The sequence below is a fragment of the Streptomyces sp. NPDC008092 genome, from assembly GCF_042957285.1.
Taxonomy (GTDB): domain Bacteria; phylum Actinomycetota; class Actinomycetes; order Streptomycetales; family Streptomycetaceae; genus Streptomyces.
This window is the reverse complement of the sequence record NZ_JBIBHY010000001.1, coordinates 533,414-550,509: the sequence shown is the minus strand read 5'-3', so window position 1 is coordinate 550,509 and position 17,096 is coordinate 533,414. Positions and strand designations below refer to the sequence as shown.

Here is a 17,096-nt window from a genome sequence, read left to right as displayed (position 1 = left end):
TCACCCGGCGAGTTCACCGGCGAAGTGGCAGGCGGCCCGCTGTCCGGCCGGTGTGAGCACGAGCTGCGGGTCGGTGTCCGCGCAGACCGTGCGCTCCGGGTGCGCCAGCGGGCCGATCGGGCAGCGGGTGCGGAACCGGCAGCCGGAGGGCGGGTTCGCCGGGCTCGGCAGGTCGCCCCGCAGCACGATGCGCTCGCGTGCGGGTGCCTTGAGGTCCGCCGCCGGTGACGACGACAGCAGCGCGGCGGTGTAGGGGTGCTGCGGGTTGCCGTAGACGTCGGCGACGTCGCCGTACTCCACGATCCTGCCGAGGTACATCACCGCCACCGTGTCGCTGAGGTGCCGTACCACCGACAGGTCGTGGGCGATGAACAGGTAGCCCAGGCCGAGTTCGCCCTGCAGCCGTTGCAGCAGGTTGATGATCTGGGCCTGGACCGACATGTCCAGTGCGGAGACCGGCTCGTCGAGGACCAGGGTGCGCGGGCGGCGGGCCAGGGCGCGGGCGATGCCGATCCGCTGGCGCTGGCCGCCCGAGAAGGCGTGCGGATAGCGGTCGAGGTGCTCGGGGCGCAGCCCGACCTGTTCGACCAGTGCCCGCGCCTCGGTTTCGAGTTCCGCTCCGCCGATGCCCCGCAGGCCGAGGGCCTCGGTGAGGGACTGCCGGATGGTGCGGCGCGGGTTCAGGGAGGCGTAGGGGTCCTGGAACACGTACTGGACGGAGGAGCGGACCCGGGCGAGGTCCGCCTCGCGCATGGCGCTGACGTCGGCGCCGTCGACGAGGACCGATCCGCCGGCGACCGGGTTGATGCCGACGACGCTCCTGGACAGCGTGGACTTGCCGCAGCCGCTCTCGCCGACCAGCCCCAGGGTGCGGCCCGCGTGCACGGTCAGGCTGACCGAGTCGACGGCGTAGACCGGGGGTTCGCGGTGGAACAGTCCGCGCCGCCGCGATCCGACGTCGACCCGCAGGTCGCGGACCTCCAGGACGGGTACGTCCGTCGCGGGCGCGGCGGGGCGCGGTACGGGGGCCGCCTGCTCCTCGGTGCGGGCCGCGGTGACGTCGGCTCCGCGCTGGGAGACGAAGCAGGCGGCCGTCTGGCCCGAGGTCCCGATCTGCAGGAGGTCGGGGGGTGCCTGCGTGCACGCGTCCTCGGCGAACGGGCAGCGCGGGGCGAACGCGCAGCCGGGCGGGAGGGCGGCCGGGTCGGGCGGACTGCCGGGGATCGCGGGCAGCGGCGCGCCGTCGCGGACGTCGTCGATGCGGGGCATGGCCGCGAGCAGGGCCGCCGTATAGGGGTGGCGGGGGTGGGTGAAGACCTGCTCGACGGTGCCCTTCTCGACCGTGCGGCCGCTGTACATCACGACGACGTCCGTGCAGAGTTCGGCGACCACGCCCATGTCGTGGGTGATGATCGCGACGGCAATGCCGAGTTCGGTGCGCAGGCGGGCCAGCAGGCGCAGGATCTGGGCCTGGATGGTGACGTCGAGGGCGGTGGTGGGCTCGTCGGCGATGAGCAGGGCCGGGTCGTTGGCGAGGGCGATCGCGATGACGACGCGCTGGCGCATGCCGCCGGAGAACTGGTGCGGATAGTGGCCGAGTTTCGTTCGGACGTCCGGGATGCCGACCTGTTCGAGGAGTTCGGCCGCCCGCCTGCGCGCCGTCTTCCTGTCCACGCCGTGGACGGTCATGGCCTCGACGATCTGGTCGCCGACCTTCATCGCCGGGTTGAGGGCGGCCTGCGGGTCCTGGAAGACCATCGCCACCCTGCTGCCGCGCCGCCGCCGCATCTCGCGTTCGGGCAGCGCCAGGAGGTCCTCGCCGTCGAAGCGCACGCTGCCCGCGACGACCTCGCCGGGCGGGCGCAGCATCCGCATGATCGAGCGGGCGGTGACCGACTTGCCGGAGCCGGACTCCCCCACGATGCCGAGGACGTCACCGGGGAAGATGTCGAAGCTGACGTCGTCGACGGCCTTGACGGCGCCGCTGCGCAGCCGGAACTCGGTGCCCAGGCCCTCGACGCGCAGCAGCGGGACGCGCTCGGCGGTGCCGGGTGCCGGTGGCTCGGTCACGTGTGGGTCGGTCGTCGGGGTCATCGGCGATTCACCGCCTCGTTGAGTGCGTCCGACATCAGGCTGACACCCACCGCCAGCAGGAGGAGCAGGAGGGCGGGGCCGATGATGTAGGTCGGGGACTGGGACACGAACCGCAGGCCGTTGTTGAGGAGGACGCCGAGCGACGGCGTCGGCGGCTGGACACCGAGGCCCACGATGGACAGGCCGGCCTCGATGTAGACGCCGATGACCATCCAGACGGCGCCGTTGACGACGATGGCGTCCATGGCGTTGGGCAGGACGTGCCGGACGAGGAGCTGTCGGCGCGAGACGCCGAGCACCCGGGCGGCCAGCACGTACTCCCGGTTCTGCTGGGCGAGCCAGGCGCCGCGGGCCAGCCGCCCGGCGCTGGGCAGGCCGCCGATCAGGATGGTGAGGAACAGCGCGAACCAGCCGGCGCCGAGGACGGCCACCATGCAGACGCCGAGGATCAGCCCGGGGAAGCCGATGATCACGTCAAGGAGCCGCTGCACGCCCGCGCCGAGCCACTCCGACAGGGCGCCCGAGAGCCCGAGCAGCGTGCCGATCGCCATGCTCAGCGGTACGGCGGTGAGGACCAGGCTCAGGTCGACTCGGAGCCCGTAGACGCTGCGGGCGAAGATGTCCCGGCCGAACTCGTCGGTGCCGAAGAGGTGCCCGGCGGAGGGCCCGGCGAAGGTGTCCGCGCCCTGCTGGTCGAAGCCGCCCGGGAAGAGGACGGGCGCGAGCAGCGCGGCGAGCACCATCAGGACGAGGATCGCCAGCCCGATGACGCCCCGCGGGGTGCGGAACGCCGACAGGTAGCGGGCCAGCGTCGGGTTCAGCCTGCGCCGTAGGGCCACGGGCGGCGACAGGGGTACGTCGGTCATGGTCAGTCTCCCAACCGGATCTTGGGGTCGAGCGCCGCGAGGACCAGCTCGGTGACGATCTGGCAGACCACCGCCACGCAGACCACGCCGAGGATCAGCACCTGCAGGACGGTGAAGTCGCGTGAGGTCACGCTGGAGACGGCGAGCTGGCCGAGGCCGTTGCGGTTGAACACCGACTCGATGACCACGGCTCCGGCGAGCAGCGTGCCGATCTCCAGGCCGATGGCGACGACCGCGGTGCCGAAGCTGTTGCGCAGCACGTGGCGCAGCGTGATCCGGGTCGGCGAGGCCCCCTTGGCGAGGGCCAGGTCGACGTAGTCCTCGGTGCGGACCCGGGCCATCTCCGTCTGGAGCAGCCGGGCCACGCTGCCGGCGGGCGACAGCGCGAGCGCGACCGCCGGCAGCACCAAATACTGGATGCCGATCGCCGGATCGTGCACCACGCTGACCTCGCCGCTGACCGGCAGCCAGCGGTGGTAGACGCCGAAGACGAGGATCAGGGCGAGCGCGATCAGGAACGACGGGGTGGCGACCAGGATGCTGTTGCCCAGGTCGAGGACGGTCCGGGCCCAGCGGTGCCGGGTCGAGCCGGCGAGCACCCCGAGCAGCGTCCCGACGGCGACGGCGAGCAGGGTGGCGAACACGGCCAGTTCGACCGTGCTCTCCAGCCGGTCGCCGATGAGGCTCGCGACGCTGCGGTTGAGCAGGTAGGACCTGCCGAGGTCGCCGTGGAACAGGCCGGAGATCCAGTCCCCGTACTGCACCACGGGCGACCGGTCGAGGCCCAGCTGCCGGCGGACGGCCGCGATGTTCGCGGCCGTCGCGTCGGGTCCCGCGATGCTGACCGCGACGTCTCCCGGGGCGAGCCGGGGCAGGGCGAAGGCGACGACCGAGCTGGCGAACAGCACGAACACCACCGACGGCACCTTGCGCAGCAGGAAGCGGATCATTTCGACAGCCACGCCGTTCCGAGCTCGATGAAGCCCGCCTGGGTGGACCGGATCCCGCCCACGGCCGTCGTCCGGACCGTCAGGGTCGGGCGCGTGACCAGCGGGACCGTGAACGCCTGGTCGAGCAGGTAGTCGTTGTAGTCGTGTGTCGCGGCCTTCTGGTCGGCGGTCGAGGTGGCCGCGGACACCTTCTGGACGAGCGCCGTGTACTGCGCGCTGCTGAACTTCAGCAGGTTGCCGCTCGCCAGGTACTCGGGCCGGCTGACCACCTGGGAGGCGGGCGACTGGGCGTTGCTGCTCATCACCAGGAGTCCGGGGGCGCCCAGGTTCCGCGCGGCGATCTTCCCGTCGTACTCGGTCGGGCTGAGCAGGTCCGCCTTGGCGGTGATGCCGACGGCGGCGAGGTTGTTCTTGACGATCTGGAAGATGCCGGTGGACTCGGGGGTGTTCAGGGTGACGACGTCGAGCGTCGCGTTCTTCACGCCCGCCTGGGCGAGCAGCTTCTTGGCCTTGTCCGGCTGGTAGGTGTAGTGCTTCGCCTGGGTGGCGTCGTAGCCGACGCTGGAGGTCCGCCACGGCAGGTCGGTCGCCTGGGCCTGGCCGCCCTCGACCTGCTGGACGATGCGGTCGCGGTCGATCGCGTACTGGATCGCCTGGCGCACGGTCTTGTCGTCGAAGGGCTTCTGCGTGACGTCGAGGGCGAGCGAGATGGCCGATCCGCCGGAGGTCACCAGGGCGTAGCCGGACTGCTTGCTCAGGCTGCGGGCGTCGAGGGCGGCGACTCCCACGCCGTACTGGACGCGGCCGCTGCGGATGGCCGAGACGATGGCGGTCGGGTCGGTGATGACGTTGATCTCGATCTTGTCGAGGTGGGTGTCCTTGGCGTCCCGGTACTTCGCGTACTTGGTGAGCACGACCTTGCCGCCGGGCGTCCAGGACGTCCACTGGAAGCGGCCGGTGCCGTCGACGACCTTGCCGGCGGAGTTGCCCGCGTAGGTCGCGGGGTTGACGATCGGCATCGTCTCGAAGAGGTCGAAGATGTTCGGGGTCGCCTTCGAGAAGGTGAGTCTGAGCTCGTGGTCGCCCTCGGCCTTCATGGTCCTGATCTGGGCGGCGATCGGCTGGTTGGCCGCGCCCGTCGCCGGGTCCTGCACCTTCTTCAGCGTGAAGATCACGTCGTCCGCGGTCAGCTTGCGGCCGCTGTGGAACGTGACGTCGTCGCGGAGCGTGATGTCCATGCTCCTGGCGTCGGCGGAGAGCTGCCACGACTTGGCGAGGACGCCGGTCGGCCTGCCCGTCGAGGGGCTGATCAGCGTCAGCGTCTCGAAGACCTGGTACTCGGCGAGCAGGTTGCCGAACGAGGTCTTCAGGAAGCCGCCGGGGTCGACGTCGGTCGCCTGGGCGACGGCGAGGGTGCCGCCGTCGCTGACCGGGCCGGAGCTCGCGGAGTTCGCGGCGGTGGGCTGGGTGGCCGCGCTGCAGGCGGCGGAGGCGAGCAGCGCCGCGCCCACGGTGGCGCCTGCTGTCAGCCGGCGGAAACGGGCCGGCAGGGTGAGTGACATCGGTGCTCCTTGCGGGAGTGCGAGCCGGGGAGGGCTCGGATGAGGGTTGTTGCGTGCACCGTGGGGGGACAGGGGGTGGTGGCCTGGTGGCCGTACGGGTCAGTGGTTGACGTGCATGTCGAGCGCGATCTTGCCCCAGGGGTGGCCGGACTCGACCGCGCGGAGGGCGGCCCCGGCGTCCTCGAACCGGAAGACGTCGCGGACCTGGGGGTCGAGCCGTCCCTCGGCCACCCGCCGGGCCAGTTCGGCGAGGGTCTCGGTCGAGCTCTGCCGGGACAGGGGGCGGGCCCCGAAGCGGGCCGCGGTCTCGGGGTCGGCGACCGTGAGGATGCGGCCGCCGGGCGGGAGCACCGACGAGACGGTCCGCAGCGCGTCGCCGCCGACGAGGTCGAAGACGGTGTCGGCGCCCTTCGGCAGGGCCGTCCGGAGCTGTTCGTCGAGGTCGGCGCCGTCGTAGGCGACCGGGGTGGCGCCGAGCGACTCGACGAACTCCCGTTTGGCCGTGGCGGCGGTGCCGGCGACGTCCACTCCGGCGGCCCGGGCGAGCTGTGCGGCGGCCGCGCCGACGCCGCCGCCGATCCCGAGGATCAGCAGGGTCTCACCGGGCCCGGGGGCGAGCTGGGCCAGGCCGTCGTGGGCGGTGCCGGCCGCCACCGGCAGCACGGCCGCGTCGGTCCAGGAGACGGCGGCGGGCTTGTGTGCCGTCTGGCTCGCGGTCAGCAGCGCGAAGCGCGCGTAGCCGCCGCAGCCGCGGGCGCTGGTGCCGAACACCGGGTCGCCGACCGCGAACCCGTCGACGCCCGGGCCGACTCCGACGACGACGCCCGCGGCCTCGCGGCCGAGGACGGCCGGCAGGTCGAGGTGGAGGAAGGCGCGGTGCAGGCCGGCCCGGACCTTCCAGTCCACCGGGTTGACCCCGGCCGCGTACACCTCGACGAGGAGTTCGTCCGGTCCCGGCACGGGCATGGGCAGCTCCAGGAAGCGCTGCGTCTCCGGTCCGCCGTAGGCGGTGAATCCGTAGCCGGTGAATCCGTCGGCGGTGTTTCCGTCGGCGGTGTTTCCATGGGCCGTAGGCACGGTGGTTCTCCTGACGGGTGCCGGGGTGTTCAGTGGGGCTGCCGGGCCCATTCGCCGCAGAGCCGGACGCTCTCCTCGGGCGTCGCCTGGGCGCCCTTGTCGACCTCGATGACGAGCCAGCCGTCGAAGGTGTCCGGCAGGGCGGCGAGGGTGGCGGGGATGTCCACGGAGGCGTGGCCCGGTTCCGCCCACAGGCCGGCGAGCACGGTCTGCTGGTAGGTCCAGCCCTCGGTCCGGCCGCGTCCGGCCACGTCGGCGTGGAAGTCCTTGACGTGCATCGCGGCGACCCGGTCAGCATAATCGCTGATCAGACCTATGACGTCGGCGCCCGTCCAGCCGAGGTGGCCGATGTCCGGGCCGAAGGACAGGACGTCCGCCGGGACCGTGTCGAGGATGAAGCGGGTCTCGGCCTCGGTCTCCGCCCAGGTGCCGACGTGCGGGTGGAAGGCGGCGGTGACGCCGTTGGCGCGCGTGGTCTCCCCCATCCTGGCGAACACGTCCCGGACCCGCTCCAGGCGCTCGGGCGTGCCGTCCGCGCCGACCGCGGGGCGGTGCACCCGCGGGGCCTGCTTGTTCATGCCGGTGGCCACGAAGACGGTGGGCAGGCCGAGTTCGGCCATCTGCGCGCTGATCCGGTCGGTCTTGTCGAGCAGTTCGCGCAGGCTCGCCTCGTCCTCGGGCAGCGGTCCTGAGATGTAGCCGGGGGCGGGCAGCAGACCGTGGTCGGCGAGGAGCCGGCCGTACTCGGCGGTGGTGAGGTCCGCGGGTACCTCGGCGTGCACGGAGCGGATGCCCACCTCCTGGATGACCTTGAGGCGGTCGGCGAGCGGCGGGGCGAGGGTGGGGTCGATCCAGCCGTCGTCGGTGGCGATCCACTGCAGCGGGTTGATCGCGATCTTCTCGGGGCTGATGGTCACGGGGGTCCTTTCGGGGCGTGGTCGGCGCCAGGCGGATCAGAGGGCGTGGTCGGCGCCGGGCGGATCCGGGGGTGTGGGCCGGTGTCAGGCGGAGTAGCGGGGCTCGGGGCGTTCGCAGGTGGTGTCCAGGTGCACCGCCCGACCGGACCGGGAGGCGTCCTCGACCGCGCAGAGCGCTTCGAGGACGTGCAGGGCGAAGGTGGCGTCGGCGCGGTGCGGGCCGCCCTCGACGGCGTTCGCGAGGTCGCGTACGCCGAGTCCGCGGCGGGCCTGTTCGCGGGTGCCGACGGCGCCGAAGAGCTCGACGGCCGGTTCCAGCACGGTCCAGTCGGCGGCGCCGTGCCGGCGCAGGCGTACGTCGCCGTCGAAGTGGTTGGGGTTGGGGAGGGAGAGGGTGCCTTCGGTGCCGTAGATCTCCACGGCGGGCAGGTCGGTGTCCCAGACGTCGAAGCTCATCTGGGTGGTGCCGATGACGCCGGAGGCGAAGGTGAGGACGGCCGCGGCGTGGGTGGGGACGGTGACCTCGATGGTGTCGACGGTCCGCTCGGGTGCGGTCACCGTCCGCAGGGGCGCGCCGATCCGGCTGGCGGCGGCCACCGACCGGACCGGGCCGAGGGCGTTGACGAGGATCGCGACGTAGTAGGGGCCCATGTCCATCACCGGGCCGCCGCCCTCCTGGAACAGGAAGGCGGGGTTCGGGTGCCAGGTCTCGGCCTTGCTGTGGCCGATGAAGGCGGAGGCGCCGATCGGGTCGCCGATCGCCCCGGAGTCGACCGCCTTGCGGAGCGTCTGGCTCGCGCTGCCGAGGAAGGTGTCGGGTGCGGAGCCCAGGAGGCGCCCCGTGCGGGCCGCCGCCGCCAGCGTGCTGCGGCCCTCCTCGACGGTGGTGGCCAGGGGCTTCTCGACGTAGACGTGCTTGCCGGCTTCGAGGGCGGTCACCACGGTGCGGGCGTGGTGCACGGGCGGGGTGAGGTTGACGAGGATGTCCACGGTGTCGTCCGCGTAGAGTTCGGCGTCGTCGCCCCAGGCCGGGACGGAGTGCTCCTCGGCCGCCTGTTTGGCACGGTCCACGTCGATGTCACCGACGCGGACGATCCGCAGCTCCGGGAAGCGGGCGAGGCCGGTGACGTACCGGCCGAAGATGTTGCCGCTGCCCAGGATGCCGATGCGATGCGTCTGCTTGGCCATGCCGTGGTTCCTCTCCGGAGGGCGATGGGGATGCGGGGGTGCGGCGCGGCGCGCGGCCGTGCCGGTGCGGGTGCTGGGGTTCAGGGGGTTCTGGGGTGTTTCACGGGGCCTGGACCGGTGGTCCGGCGGGAGCGGCCGCTCAGGCCTGACCCGGGGGCCGGTTCCGGCGGGGTTGCCCGGTAGTGAACTGCCGTGCCGGGCTGGGGGACGAGGGCCGCGGTCCGGTGAGCAGAACACCGGGGGTCGCGTTATCGAATCGTGCTAACCGGGGATGGCGGGACGCCGGACGGCCTGTGCGGGGGCCTGTCGGCGAGGGGTGCGCGGCTGCCGAGCCGTCGGGTCCGCCGAGGCTCGTGACGGTGAAGAAGCGCAGGTCGGAGGCGTACCCGAGGATGGCGCCAGGGGTGCGGCACAGCTCGGTACGAGACCGTGGACACGGGGTGCCGGCCTGCCGCTCGGAGGGGGTGGTCCGGCACCCGGACACGGCCGTGACGGACGGCGGGCGGTCCAGGGAGCGATCCGATCTCATTGCTTCGGATGCCTCCTCCGGATAGGTTGAGCGATTTTTTCGAGCCGTCCGGAGGTCATGGGCTGCCGTCGTCGAACCGGCCCCGGCATGAACGCCGGGTTGCCCCACACCATCGGTTGGTTCGTACGCAAGGGACAAGATGCCGCTTTTAATTTTTCGCGCGCACTAAAACCGGCCGAATCCGCCCCGCTGTCCCGACTTGACCGTGCCTGTTGACGTGCGGCCCCCGGGCGCCGGATGGTGATCGGCGTGAGGAGGCGGAATCAAGACCGTGACCGTACATAAAGAGGCCGCGACAGCTCACAAACACGGGCTGTACCCGCCGTTGCCGACCGCCCTGCTGCCCGCGGTCCCCCTGGGGCTGCGCGCGGTCCTGGAACTCGTGGTCTCGGGCGAGGCGACCAGCAGGGCCGAGATCGCCCGGCGCACCGGACTGGCACGCTCGACGGTCGGCCAGCACGTGGGCCATCTCGTCGAACACGGCCTGCTGGAGGAGATCGAGTCCGGCGAGTCGGTGCGCGGCCGGCCGCCGCGCGTGCTGACGCTCTCCGCACGCGCGGGCACCGTCGCCGTCGCCGACGTCGACACCTCGGGAGCGCGGATCGCGATCGCCGACCTCACCGGGCGGATGCTCGCCCGGGACACTGTGGACGTCCGTCTCGAAGCCGGGCCGGAGGTCGTGCTGGAGGCGGTGTCGGAGCGGATCCTCGGCCTGCTGGAAGGCGCCGGCCTCGACCCGGGCCGGGTCCGCGAGGTGGTGCTGGGCCTGCCGGGTCCGGTCGACGTCGGGCGCGGCTGCGCCGTACGGCCGACGGGGATGCCGGGCTGGGACGGCTACCCCGCCGCCGAGGCGCTGGGCGCCCGCTTCCGGGCCCCCGCCCGGGTGGACAACGACGCCAACCTCATGGCCCTGGGCGAGGCGAGCCTGCGTGAGGCCGACACCCCGCTGCTGTGCCTGAAGATCGGGGCCGGGATGGGGGCCGGGCTCGTCACCGCCTCCGGCGACATCTACCGGGGGGCGGACGGGGCCGAGGGCGACGTCGGTCACATCCCGGCCGTGGACGGCGGTGACGCCCTGTGCAGTTGCGGCAACGTCGGCTGCGTCCGGGCCGTCGCCTCGCACCGCGCCGTCCTGCGCGCCCTGGACATCCCCGAGACGACGGACGACGACCCCCGGCACGGCGAGCGCGAACTGGCCGAACGGATCGCCGACAGCGACCCGTTGGCCGTACGAGCCCTGCGCGCGGCGGCCACCGCGATCGGCGAGGTGGCGGCCATGCTGGTCCTCATCTACAACCCCCGCACCCTGGTCCTCGGCGGCCCGCTCAACGACCTCGGCGACGATCTCCTGTCGGGTGTGCGGGCCGTGGTGTACCGCCGTGCCCTGCCCCTGACGACCCGGGCGCTGATCATCACCACGACCCTGCCCGACGGCACGTCGACACTGCACGGCGGTGTCGTCCTCGCGCTGCGGAACGTGTTCAGCGAGCAGGGCATCGCCCGGCTGCTGGTGGAGAACGGCGGCACGGACTGACGATCCCGGCGCGCCGCCCGCCGGTCACCCGAGGTGCACCGACCAGTCCTGTCGCGCCGCGGGCTTGCCGTGCAGGTCGGGGACCTGCTGCAGCCAGGCCGGGCGTCCCCGCCGGGTCCTGGCCGCGCGGGCGGCCTCCTCGGCCGCGAGCTGGTCGCGGCCCGGGAAGTCGGTGGGGAGCCACTCGGCGGAGGCCCGCACCCGGGCCAGCAGGTAGCCGACGTAGGCCTCGCGCATCTCGTCGGGCGTGCCGAAGTCGGTGAGCCAGGCGTCCGGGACCTCGGCGAGGACGTCACGGAGCAGCTTCTCGGTCACCCTGGGCGCGAGTTCGGCGTCGGCGGCCCGGGTGTCGGGGCCGTACCGGCCGAGGGCGTGATGCCGGAAGTCGTACGCCTTCCCGGGGGCCGAGGTGTCCCAGCGGTGGTGGAAGACGAGGGCGGCGCCGTGGTCGATGAGCCACAGGCGCGGGGGTGCGATGCCGAGGGTCGGCCAGACCATGAGGTTGGAACTGTGCACCGTACGGTCGACGTTGACGGTGAGCGCGTCCAGCCAGACGATCCGGCCCGCCTCCAGCGGGTGCACCGGGAAGACCTCGGCGATCTCGGGGGTGAAGTCCTCCGCACCGGGCAGGAAGTCCATCCCGAGGTTGACTCCGCCGCTGGCCGCGTGCAGGTCGCGCACCTCCTGGTGCGGTTCGTGCCCGGCGATGGCCGGGTCGAAGTGCACCAGGACCAGCTCGGGGAACCGCAGCCCGAGCGCCCGCGCCAGCTCCCCCACGATCACCTCGGCGACCAGCGCCTTGTGTCCCTGCGCGGACCCGGTGAACTTGACGACGTAGGTGCCGAGGTCGTCGGCCTCGACGATGCCGGGCACGGAGCCGCCGGAGTGGAGGGGCGCGACGTAGCGGGTGGCGGTGACCTCCCTCAGCATGCTCGCCCCTCGTTCTCCGGCCTCGGACCTGAAGTGACCAGCCTAACCGGGCGTGCCGGGCTGCGGCTCAGCGACCGCCCTCGCGGCTCTCGACGCGGAATCCGGACCCCCGCCGGTTTCAGGCCAGCGGATTCGGCAACGGCAGATAGCGTGCGTCGGCCCCGTCCGCGCCGGTCCAGCGCAGCAGGAGGTTGGTCTTGCCGGGCAGGGTCGGGGAGGCCAGCAGGTCGGCCACCTCCGGGAGCGGGTGGCGGGCCAGCTCCCTGCGTGCGGCCGGCCACGGGTCGAACCCGGGGTGGCGTTCGGCGAGCGCGGCGGCGACCTCGGTCAGGTGGTTGACGACCAGGCAGTACACCAGGCGCTCCCATCCGGCGGCGCGGTCCACGTCGGCCAGCAGCTTGACCCCTTCGGCGTCCCGGTACAGGGCCTGCACCGGCATGCCGTCGGCGTCGACGGCGACCAGGGTGTTCTGCAGATGCGCCTCGATGACGACGCCGTGCTCGGCGAAGGCGGTCAGGGCCGGGGGTACGACGGCCCGCAGATACGCCTCCCACCAGGCACCCGGGTCCGCCGCCGCGGCCAGCGGGTCGCCGTCGAAGCCCTCCACCAGGCCGGCGGCGAGCAGCGGGGTGGCGCCCGGCAGCAGCGGCCCGCGCAGCCCGTCCCGGACCAGTACGGCCAGCTCCTCGAAGGCGAAGCGGGCGGTGCGGTAGCCGCGGTCGCCGAGCCAGTCGGCGGGCCCGCCCATCGCCGTGAACGCGGCGGTCGCGGCCGCGTCCGTCCGGCGCAGTCTGCGCAGGTCGTGGGCCCACAGGCGGCGGATGTCGTTGGTGATCCGGACGTCCAGGCTGAACTTCAGGAAGAGGTCGCGGTCCGGCTCGTACACCGTGCGGATCGCGGCGGTCGGCCAGGTCGTGAAGCCGCTCTCGGCGAGGCGCAGCAGCCGTCCGTCCGCGAAGGCGGGGGCGAGGTCGCGGGCGACCAGGTCGAGCTGCCAGGGGTGGGCGGGCAGCAGCCGGTAGCCGTCCGGTACGGCGGCCGGCGCGGCCAGTGCGTCCAGCGCGGCCGTGTCGCCCTCCTCCACCACCTCGTCCTCGCGGACCGCGAGCAGCACCAGCGGGAACCGGGCGTGCGCCTCGGGGGCGTACGGCAGCCAGGCGGTGACCGGGCCGCCGCCGCGCGCCTTGGGGGCGGGGTGGTAGGGATGGCCGGTGATGAGGGACTGCTCCGAGCGCAGATACGGGTCGTCGGGCGCCGTCGCCCGGGCGCGTGCCGTGAGCAGCGCGGCGACCGCGTCCCGGCTGTCGATCATCTCGGCCGGCAGGTCGCCGTTGGACAGCCCGGTGTGTCTGCGCAGTTCCTCGGCGACGAGTTTCACCAGTTCGGGGTGGCCGATCCGGTGCCAGGCGCCGTCCGCGTACACCTCGGGCGCGGTCGGCCGGCGTTCGCCGCGCACCCGCAGCAGCCGGCCGCCGCCGGGGAGCCGGTAGACCCGGCACGGCCCTTCCCCGGCGTCCGGGAGCGGCTCGGCCACCTCCCGCAGCAGGCAGTTGAGCAGGGGCGCGGCAGCGTACGCGTCGGCGCGTTCGCCGACCGCATCGCTGGGGAGCATGAGATCCACGCGTTCCATTCGTTCGCTACGTCCACACAGTCCGTTCCTGATCAGTATGTCGCTCGTCACCGGTCGTCGTGACCGTCGTACCCGTCCCCGAGGAGCCCTCCCGTGCACCGTCCCTCCCCCATCGAGACCCGGCTCGCCGCGGAGCTGGCCGAGACGCGGCCGGACCTCGTCGACCGGTACCAGGCCGAGCTGCCCGGCGCGCGGGCGGCGGTGCTGACCCGGCTGTGGCGGGCGCTGGCGCACGAGCCGCTGCCGTGGGTGGCGCGCCGGGTGCGCGGCGCGCACAGCCTCGCCCTGTGGCTGGCCGACGGGCGGGCGCTGCACGGGCCGCGGGCGGATCCGTACGCCACGGACGCGTATGTGACGGCCGTACGTCTGGACGGGGAGGCGTACGACGATCCGGCGCAGCTGACGACGGACCTGGGGTGGCCGCACTCGGCCGGGTTCGCCGCCGAACTCGGGCACAGTGTGGCGTCGTTGGCGCTCTCACGCGCGAATCAGGCGTTCTCCGCCGAGGACGCGGCACAGTGGCCGGCGCACGACTGGGAGTGGGAGCAGCGGATCGTCGACGGGCATCCCTTCCACCCCAACTGCCGTTCCCGGCCCGGTTTCTCGGTGGCGGAGCAGCTCGCGTACGGGCCCGAGCACCGGCCGGTCGTACGGCTGGAGACGGTCCCGGTCGCGGCCGCGGACTGCCTGCTGACCGGCGACTGGCCGGACGGACTCCGGGACGGGCAGCGGCTGCTCGTCCCCGTGCACCCCTGGCAGCGCGACCACGTCCTCAAGGGCGGCTCCGCCGGACCCTGGCGGGACGCGCACCCGCTGATGTCCCTGCGCACGCTCGCGCTCCCCGGCGGACCGCACGTGAAGACGGCTCTCACCGCCCGGCTGACCTCGTCCGTGCGGGACATCTCGGTGTACTCGGTCGGCGCGGCGATGACGTTGTCGGCGTTCGCCACCGACCTGGCGTCCCGTACCGGCGGACTCCTGCACATCACCCGCACGCTGGGCGCGGTGACCGCCGACTCCCCCGATCTGGCGGCGCTCCTGCGCGAGTCGCCGGAGGTCTACGCGGGGCCCGGCGAACACGTCCTGCCGGTGGCCGCGCTGGCCACCACCAGGCTTCCCGAATCACCTTCCTGGCTGGCGGAGTTCACCCGGCTCGCACTGACGGTGGGGCTGCAGCTGCTGGACCTGGGCGTGGCCCTGGAGGCACACGGCCAGAACCTCCTGGTCGTGCTCTCCGGGGCCGGCGCCCCGCTGCGCCTGGTCTACCGCGACCTGGCGGACATCCGCCTCAGCCCCGTCCGCCTCACCCGGCACGGCATCACCCCGCCCGGCCTGACGGGCCGCCTGGTGACGGACGACGAGGCGGTCCTGCGCCGCAAGCTGTTCGGCTCCCTGGTCGGGGGCGCCCTCGCGGGCACCGCGGGTTCGGGACCGGCCCTGGCGGCGGCCCTGGAGTCGGCCGTACCGCACCTGCGGGCCACCCCCGACCTGGCGGCTCTCCGCGAAGGCCCGCTGCCGGTCAAGGCGTTGACGCTGATGCGGCTGTCCCCCGAGGTGCCCGGGGACCAGTGGACGGCGCTGCCGAACCCACTCGCCGCTCTGCGTTGACGTGGCGGTCACTCCGGTTTCGGGCTCCGGACCCCGTTTTGGAGCCCGGCACCTTTGATCAATAGGATCCGCCGATGATCAGAACACATCGGCCGGCGGCAGGAGTCTGTGCTCTGCTCGCCGCCCTGGCGGCCGGGATCGCGTTCCCCGGCCATGCGGTCGCCGACGAGACCGAACAGGCCGCTCCCAAGGTGGAGCTCGTGCTGGACGTCAGCGGTTCCATGCGGACGGCGGACATAGACGGCGGGACGCGCATGGCCGCGGCCAAGCAGGCGTTCAACGAGGTGCTGGACGCGACGCCCGAGGGGGTCCAGCTCGGCATCCGCACGCTGGGCGCCAACTACCGCGGCAACGACCGCAAGGAGGGCTGCAAGGACACCGCGCAGCTCTACCCGGTGGGCACGCTGGACCGCACCGAGGCGAAGACCGCCGTCGCCACGCTCTCGCCGACCGGCTGGACCCCGATCGGCCCCGCGCTGCTCAAGGCGGCCGACGACCTCCAGGGCGGTGACGGGACCCGCCGGATCGTCCTGATCAGCGACGGCGAGGACACCTGCCAGCCGCTGGACCCGTGCGAGGTGGCCCGCGAGATCGCCGCCAAGGGCGTCGGGCTGACCATCGACACCCTCGGCCTGGTGCCGGACGCCAAGACCCGCGACCAGCTCAGCTGCATCGCGGACGCGACCGGCGGCACGTACACCTCCGTCCAGCACAAGGAGGAACTGACCGACCGGGTCGGCCAGTTGGTCGACCGGGCGGCGGACCCCGTGGTCACGCCGGTGGCGACCGAGGGGACGGACCAGTGCTCGTCCGCGCCCGCGCTGAAGTCGGGGCTGTACACCGACCGCGAGGAGTTCGGGCAGCAGCGCTGGTACAAGGTGGACGTCAAGCCCGGCCAGGAGCTGCGGGCTTCGGTGAGCGTCGCGGCCGACCGGGCCGTCAACGCCGACTACGGGGTGCTGCTGCGCGCGGTGACCGTGCACGGGCGGGAGATCGTGCGCGGCGAGGCGTCGGGGCTGGGCCGTACGGACGTCATCTCGACCGGGCTGCGGTACCCGAAGGCCGAGAGCGACGACGACGACACCACGCCGGAGACCGTCTGCCTCCAGGTGACCAACTCCTTCTCGGCCGCGTCCGGGGTGAAGACCAGTCCCGGTCTGCCGGTCGAGCTGACGGTCGACGTGGTGGACGGGCCGTCGAAGGCGAGCGACGTCGCCTCCTTCGGTCTCGGCCGCGGCTGGTGGCTGCTCGGCGCCCTGGTGCTGACCGGCTTCCTCGCGGGTCTGGTGTGGGGCTGGGTGTCGCGCTGGCGGGTCGCGGTCTGGAGGACCAACTGATGGGAATCACACGAGTGCTGAGCGCCGCCCTGCTGGCGGTGGGCCTTGCGGCGGGTCCGGCGGTCGCCGACTCCTCGCCCTCGCCGAGCGCCTCTTCGGACAGCGACGCGCCCACCCAGGCGGGCACGTCCTTCCGTACGGCGACCGAGATCGACCAGGGCCAGCAGGCGACGGCCAGCGGTTCCAGCGGCGACTACCTGTACTGGTCCTTCCCGGCCGACGCCGGCCAGCGGCCCGACGTCAAGGCGACGGTGAAGCTGCCCGACTCGCACGCGGGGCAGACCTGGCAGCTCGACGTGTACGACGGTCTGCGGCGCCGCCAGGCCTGCCAGTACGGCGCGCAGACCCGCACGGCCGCGCAGGGCGCCGCGTCGGTGGAGCTGGCGTGCGTGATGCGTACCGTGCGGGCCTGGTCGGAGCCGTGGGCCGACGACCCGCTGCCCGGCACGTACTACATCCGGCTGACGGTGGTGGACCTGACCTCGGCCGACCTCGGCCAGCCGGTGAGCGCCGAGGTGCGGGTGGACTCCAAGGACATCGGCGGCTCGGCGGCGGTGGACGGTTCGCTGGCCGAACCGCTGGTGCCGGGGATCGCGGTCAAGTCCGAGTCGGACGACAGCAGTTCCTCGTCCGACAGCTCCTCGTCCACGAAGTCGGCGGTGCTGTCCAGCATCGAGCCCGACGGCGGCTGGTCCTCCGGCTGGTGGAGCGACCGCTGGGTGTGGACCGGGATCGGCGGGGTGCTGGCCGCGCTGGCGGGGATCGGCGGGTACGCGCTGACGCGGGGGTCGGGGCGGCCGCGGGGCGTCTGACGACCACCTTGCCCACCCACCCACCCGACTCGCTCACCTGAAGAGCCCAGGTCCGGGGTGAC

The 17,096-nt window shown here is 73.1% G+C and carries 13 protein-coding genes; 4 read left to right on the top strand and 9 right to left on the bottom strand.

Going from position 1 to position 17,096, the window contains the following annotated elements; translation table 11 throughout:
- The 7 genes from ACFZB3_RS02240 to ACFZB3_RS02210 form a co-directional block, all read right to left on the bottom strand.
- Entirely contained in the window at positions 1–2,070 is a 2,070-nt protein-coding gene (locus ACFZB3_RS02240; RefSeq protein WP_391368289.1) for a dipeptide ABC transporter ATP-binding protein, read from the bottom strand.
- Between the two features lie 20 nt (positions 2,071–2,090).
- Positions 2,091–2,960: an ABC transporter permease subunit gene (locus ACFZB3_RS02235; protein ID WP_391368286.1), complete on the bottom strand. Its 870-nt coding sequence runs from the start codon at positions 2,958–2,960 to the stop codon at positions 2,091–2,093.
- A 2-nt stretch (positions 2,961–2,962) separates the two neighbouring features.
- Positions 2,963–3,922, bottom strand: a complete 960-nt coding sequence (locus ACFZB3_RS02230; protein WP_391368283.1) for an ABC transporter permease subunit — start codon at positions 3,920–3,922, stop codon at positions 2,963–2,965.
- The gene (locus ACFZB3_RS02225; RefSeq protein ID WP_391368281.1) at positions 3,907–5,472 is read right to left on the bottom strand and encodes an ABC transporter substrate-binding protein; all 1,566 of its coding nucleotides are present in this window, start codon (positions 5,470–5,472) and stop codon (positions 3,907–3,909) included. Before ACFZB3_RS02225 ends, ACFZB3_RS02230 begins: the two co-directional genes overlap by 16 nt.
- Positions 5,473–5,571: 99 nt before the next feature.
- Complete coding sequence (locus ACFZB3_RS02220; RefSeq protein ID WP_391368278.1) at positions 5,572–6,549, bottom strand: zinc-binding dehydrogenase; 978 nt, start codon at positions 6,547–6,549, stop codon at positions 5,572–5,574.
- Positions 6,550–6,578: 29 nt separating this feature from the next.
- Positions 6,579–7,466 (bottom strand): TIM barrel protein, encoded by an 888-nt coding sequence (locus ACFZB3_RS02215; RefSeq protein ID WP_391368276.1) that lies wholly within the window; start codon positions 7,464–7,466, stop codon positions 6,579–6,581.
- Between the two features lie 84 nt (positions 7,467–7,550).
- Positions 7,551–8,654, bottom strand: a complete 1,104-nt coding sequence (locus ACFZB3_RS02210; protein WP_391368274.1) for a Gfo/Idh/MocA family oxidoreductase — start codon at positions 8,652–8,654, stop codon at positions 7,551–7,553.
- Positions 8,655–9,454: 800 nt separating this feature from the next.
- Between ACFZB3_RS02210 and ACFZB3_RS02205 the strand changes: the two genes are divergently transcribed.
- Positions 9,455–10,717, top strand: a complete 1,263-nt coding sequence (locus ACFZB3_RS02205; RefSeq protein ID WP_391368271.1) for an ROK family protein — start codon at positions 9,455–9,457, stop codon at positions 10,715–10,717.
- Positions 10,718–10,741: 24 nt separating this feature from the next.
- Here ACFZB3_RS02205 and ACFZB3_RS02200 read toward each other — a convergent pair whose 3' ends face one another.
- On the bottom strand, positions 10,742–11,647 hold the full coding sequence (locus ACFZB3_RS02200; RefSeq protein ID WP_391368268.1) for a HipA family kinase: 906 nt from the start codon (positions 11,645–11,647) through the stop codon (positions 10,742–10,744).
- A 118-nt stretch (positions 11,648–11,765) separates the two neighbouring features.
- Positions 11,766–13,277, bottom strand: a complete 1,512-nt coding sequence (locus tag ACFZB3_RS02195; protein ID WP_391368265.1) for an IucA/IucC family protein — start codon at positions 13,275–13,277, stop codon at positions 11,766–11,768.
- A gap of 93 nt (positions 13,278–13,370) precedes the next feature.
- On the opposite strand from ACFZB3_RS02195, the gene ACFZB3_RS02190 reads away from it, so the two are divergent.
- From ACFZB3_RS02190 to ACFZB3_RS02180, 3 genes are all read left to right on the top strand, one after another.
- Positions 13,371–14,885 carry an IucA/IucC family protein gene (locus tag ACFZB3_RS02190; RefSeq protein WP_391368262.1) on the top strand — a complete coding sequence of 505 codons (1,515 nt, stop codon included), beginning with the start codon at positions 13,371–13,373 and terminating at the stop codon, positions 14,883–14,885.
- Positions 14,886–14,959: 74 nt separating this feature from the next.
- Positions 14,960–16,222 carry a VWA domain-containing protein gene (locus tag ACFZB3_RS02185; RefSeq protein WP_391368259.1) on the top strand — a complete coding sequence of 421 codons (1,263 nt, stop codon included), beginning with the start codon at positions 14,960–14,962 and terminating at the stop codon, positions 16,220–16,222.
- Positions 16,222–17,034 (top strand): hypothetical protein, encoded by an 813-nt coding sequence (locus tag ACFZB3_RS02180; RefSeq protein WP_391368257.1) that lies wholly within the window; start codon positions 16,222–16,224, stop codon positions 17,032–17,034. The genes ACFZB3_RS02185 and ACFZB3_RS02180 overlap by 1 nt, the downstream gene beginning before the upstream one ends.
- Positions 17,035–17,096: the final 62 nt, after the last annotated feature.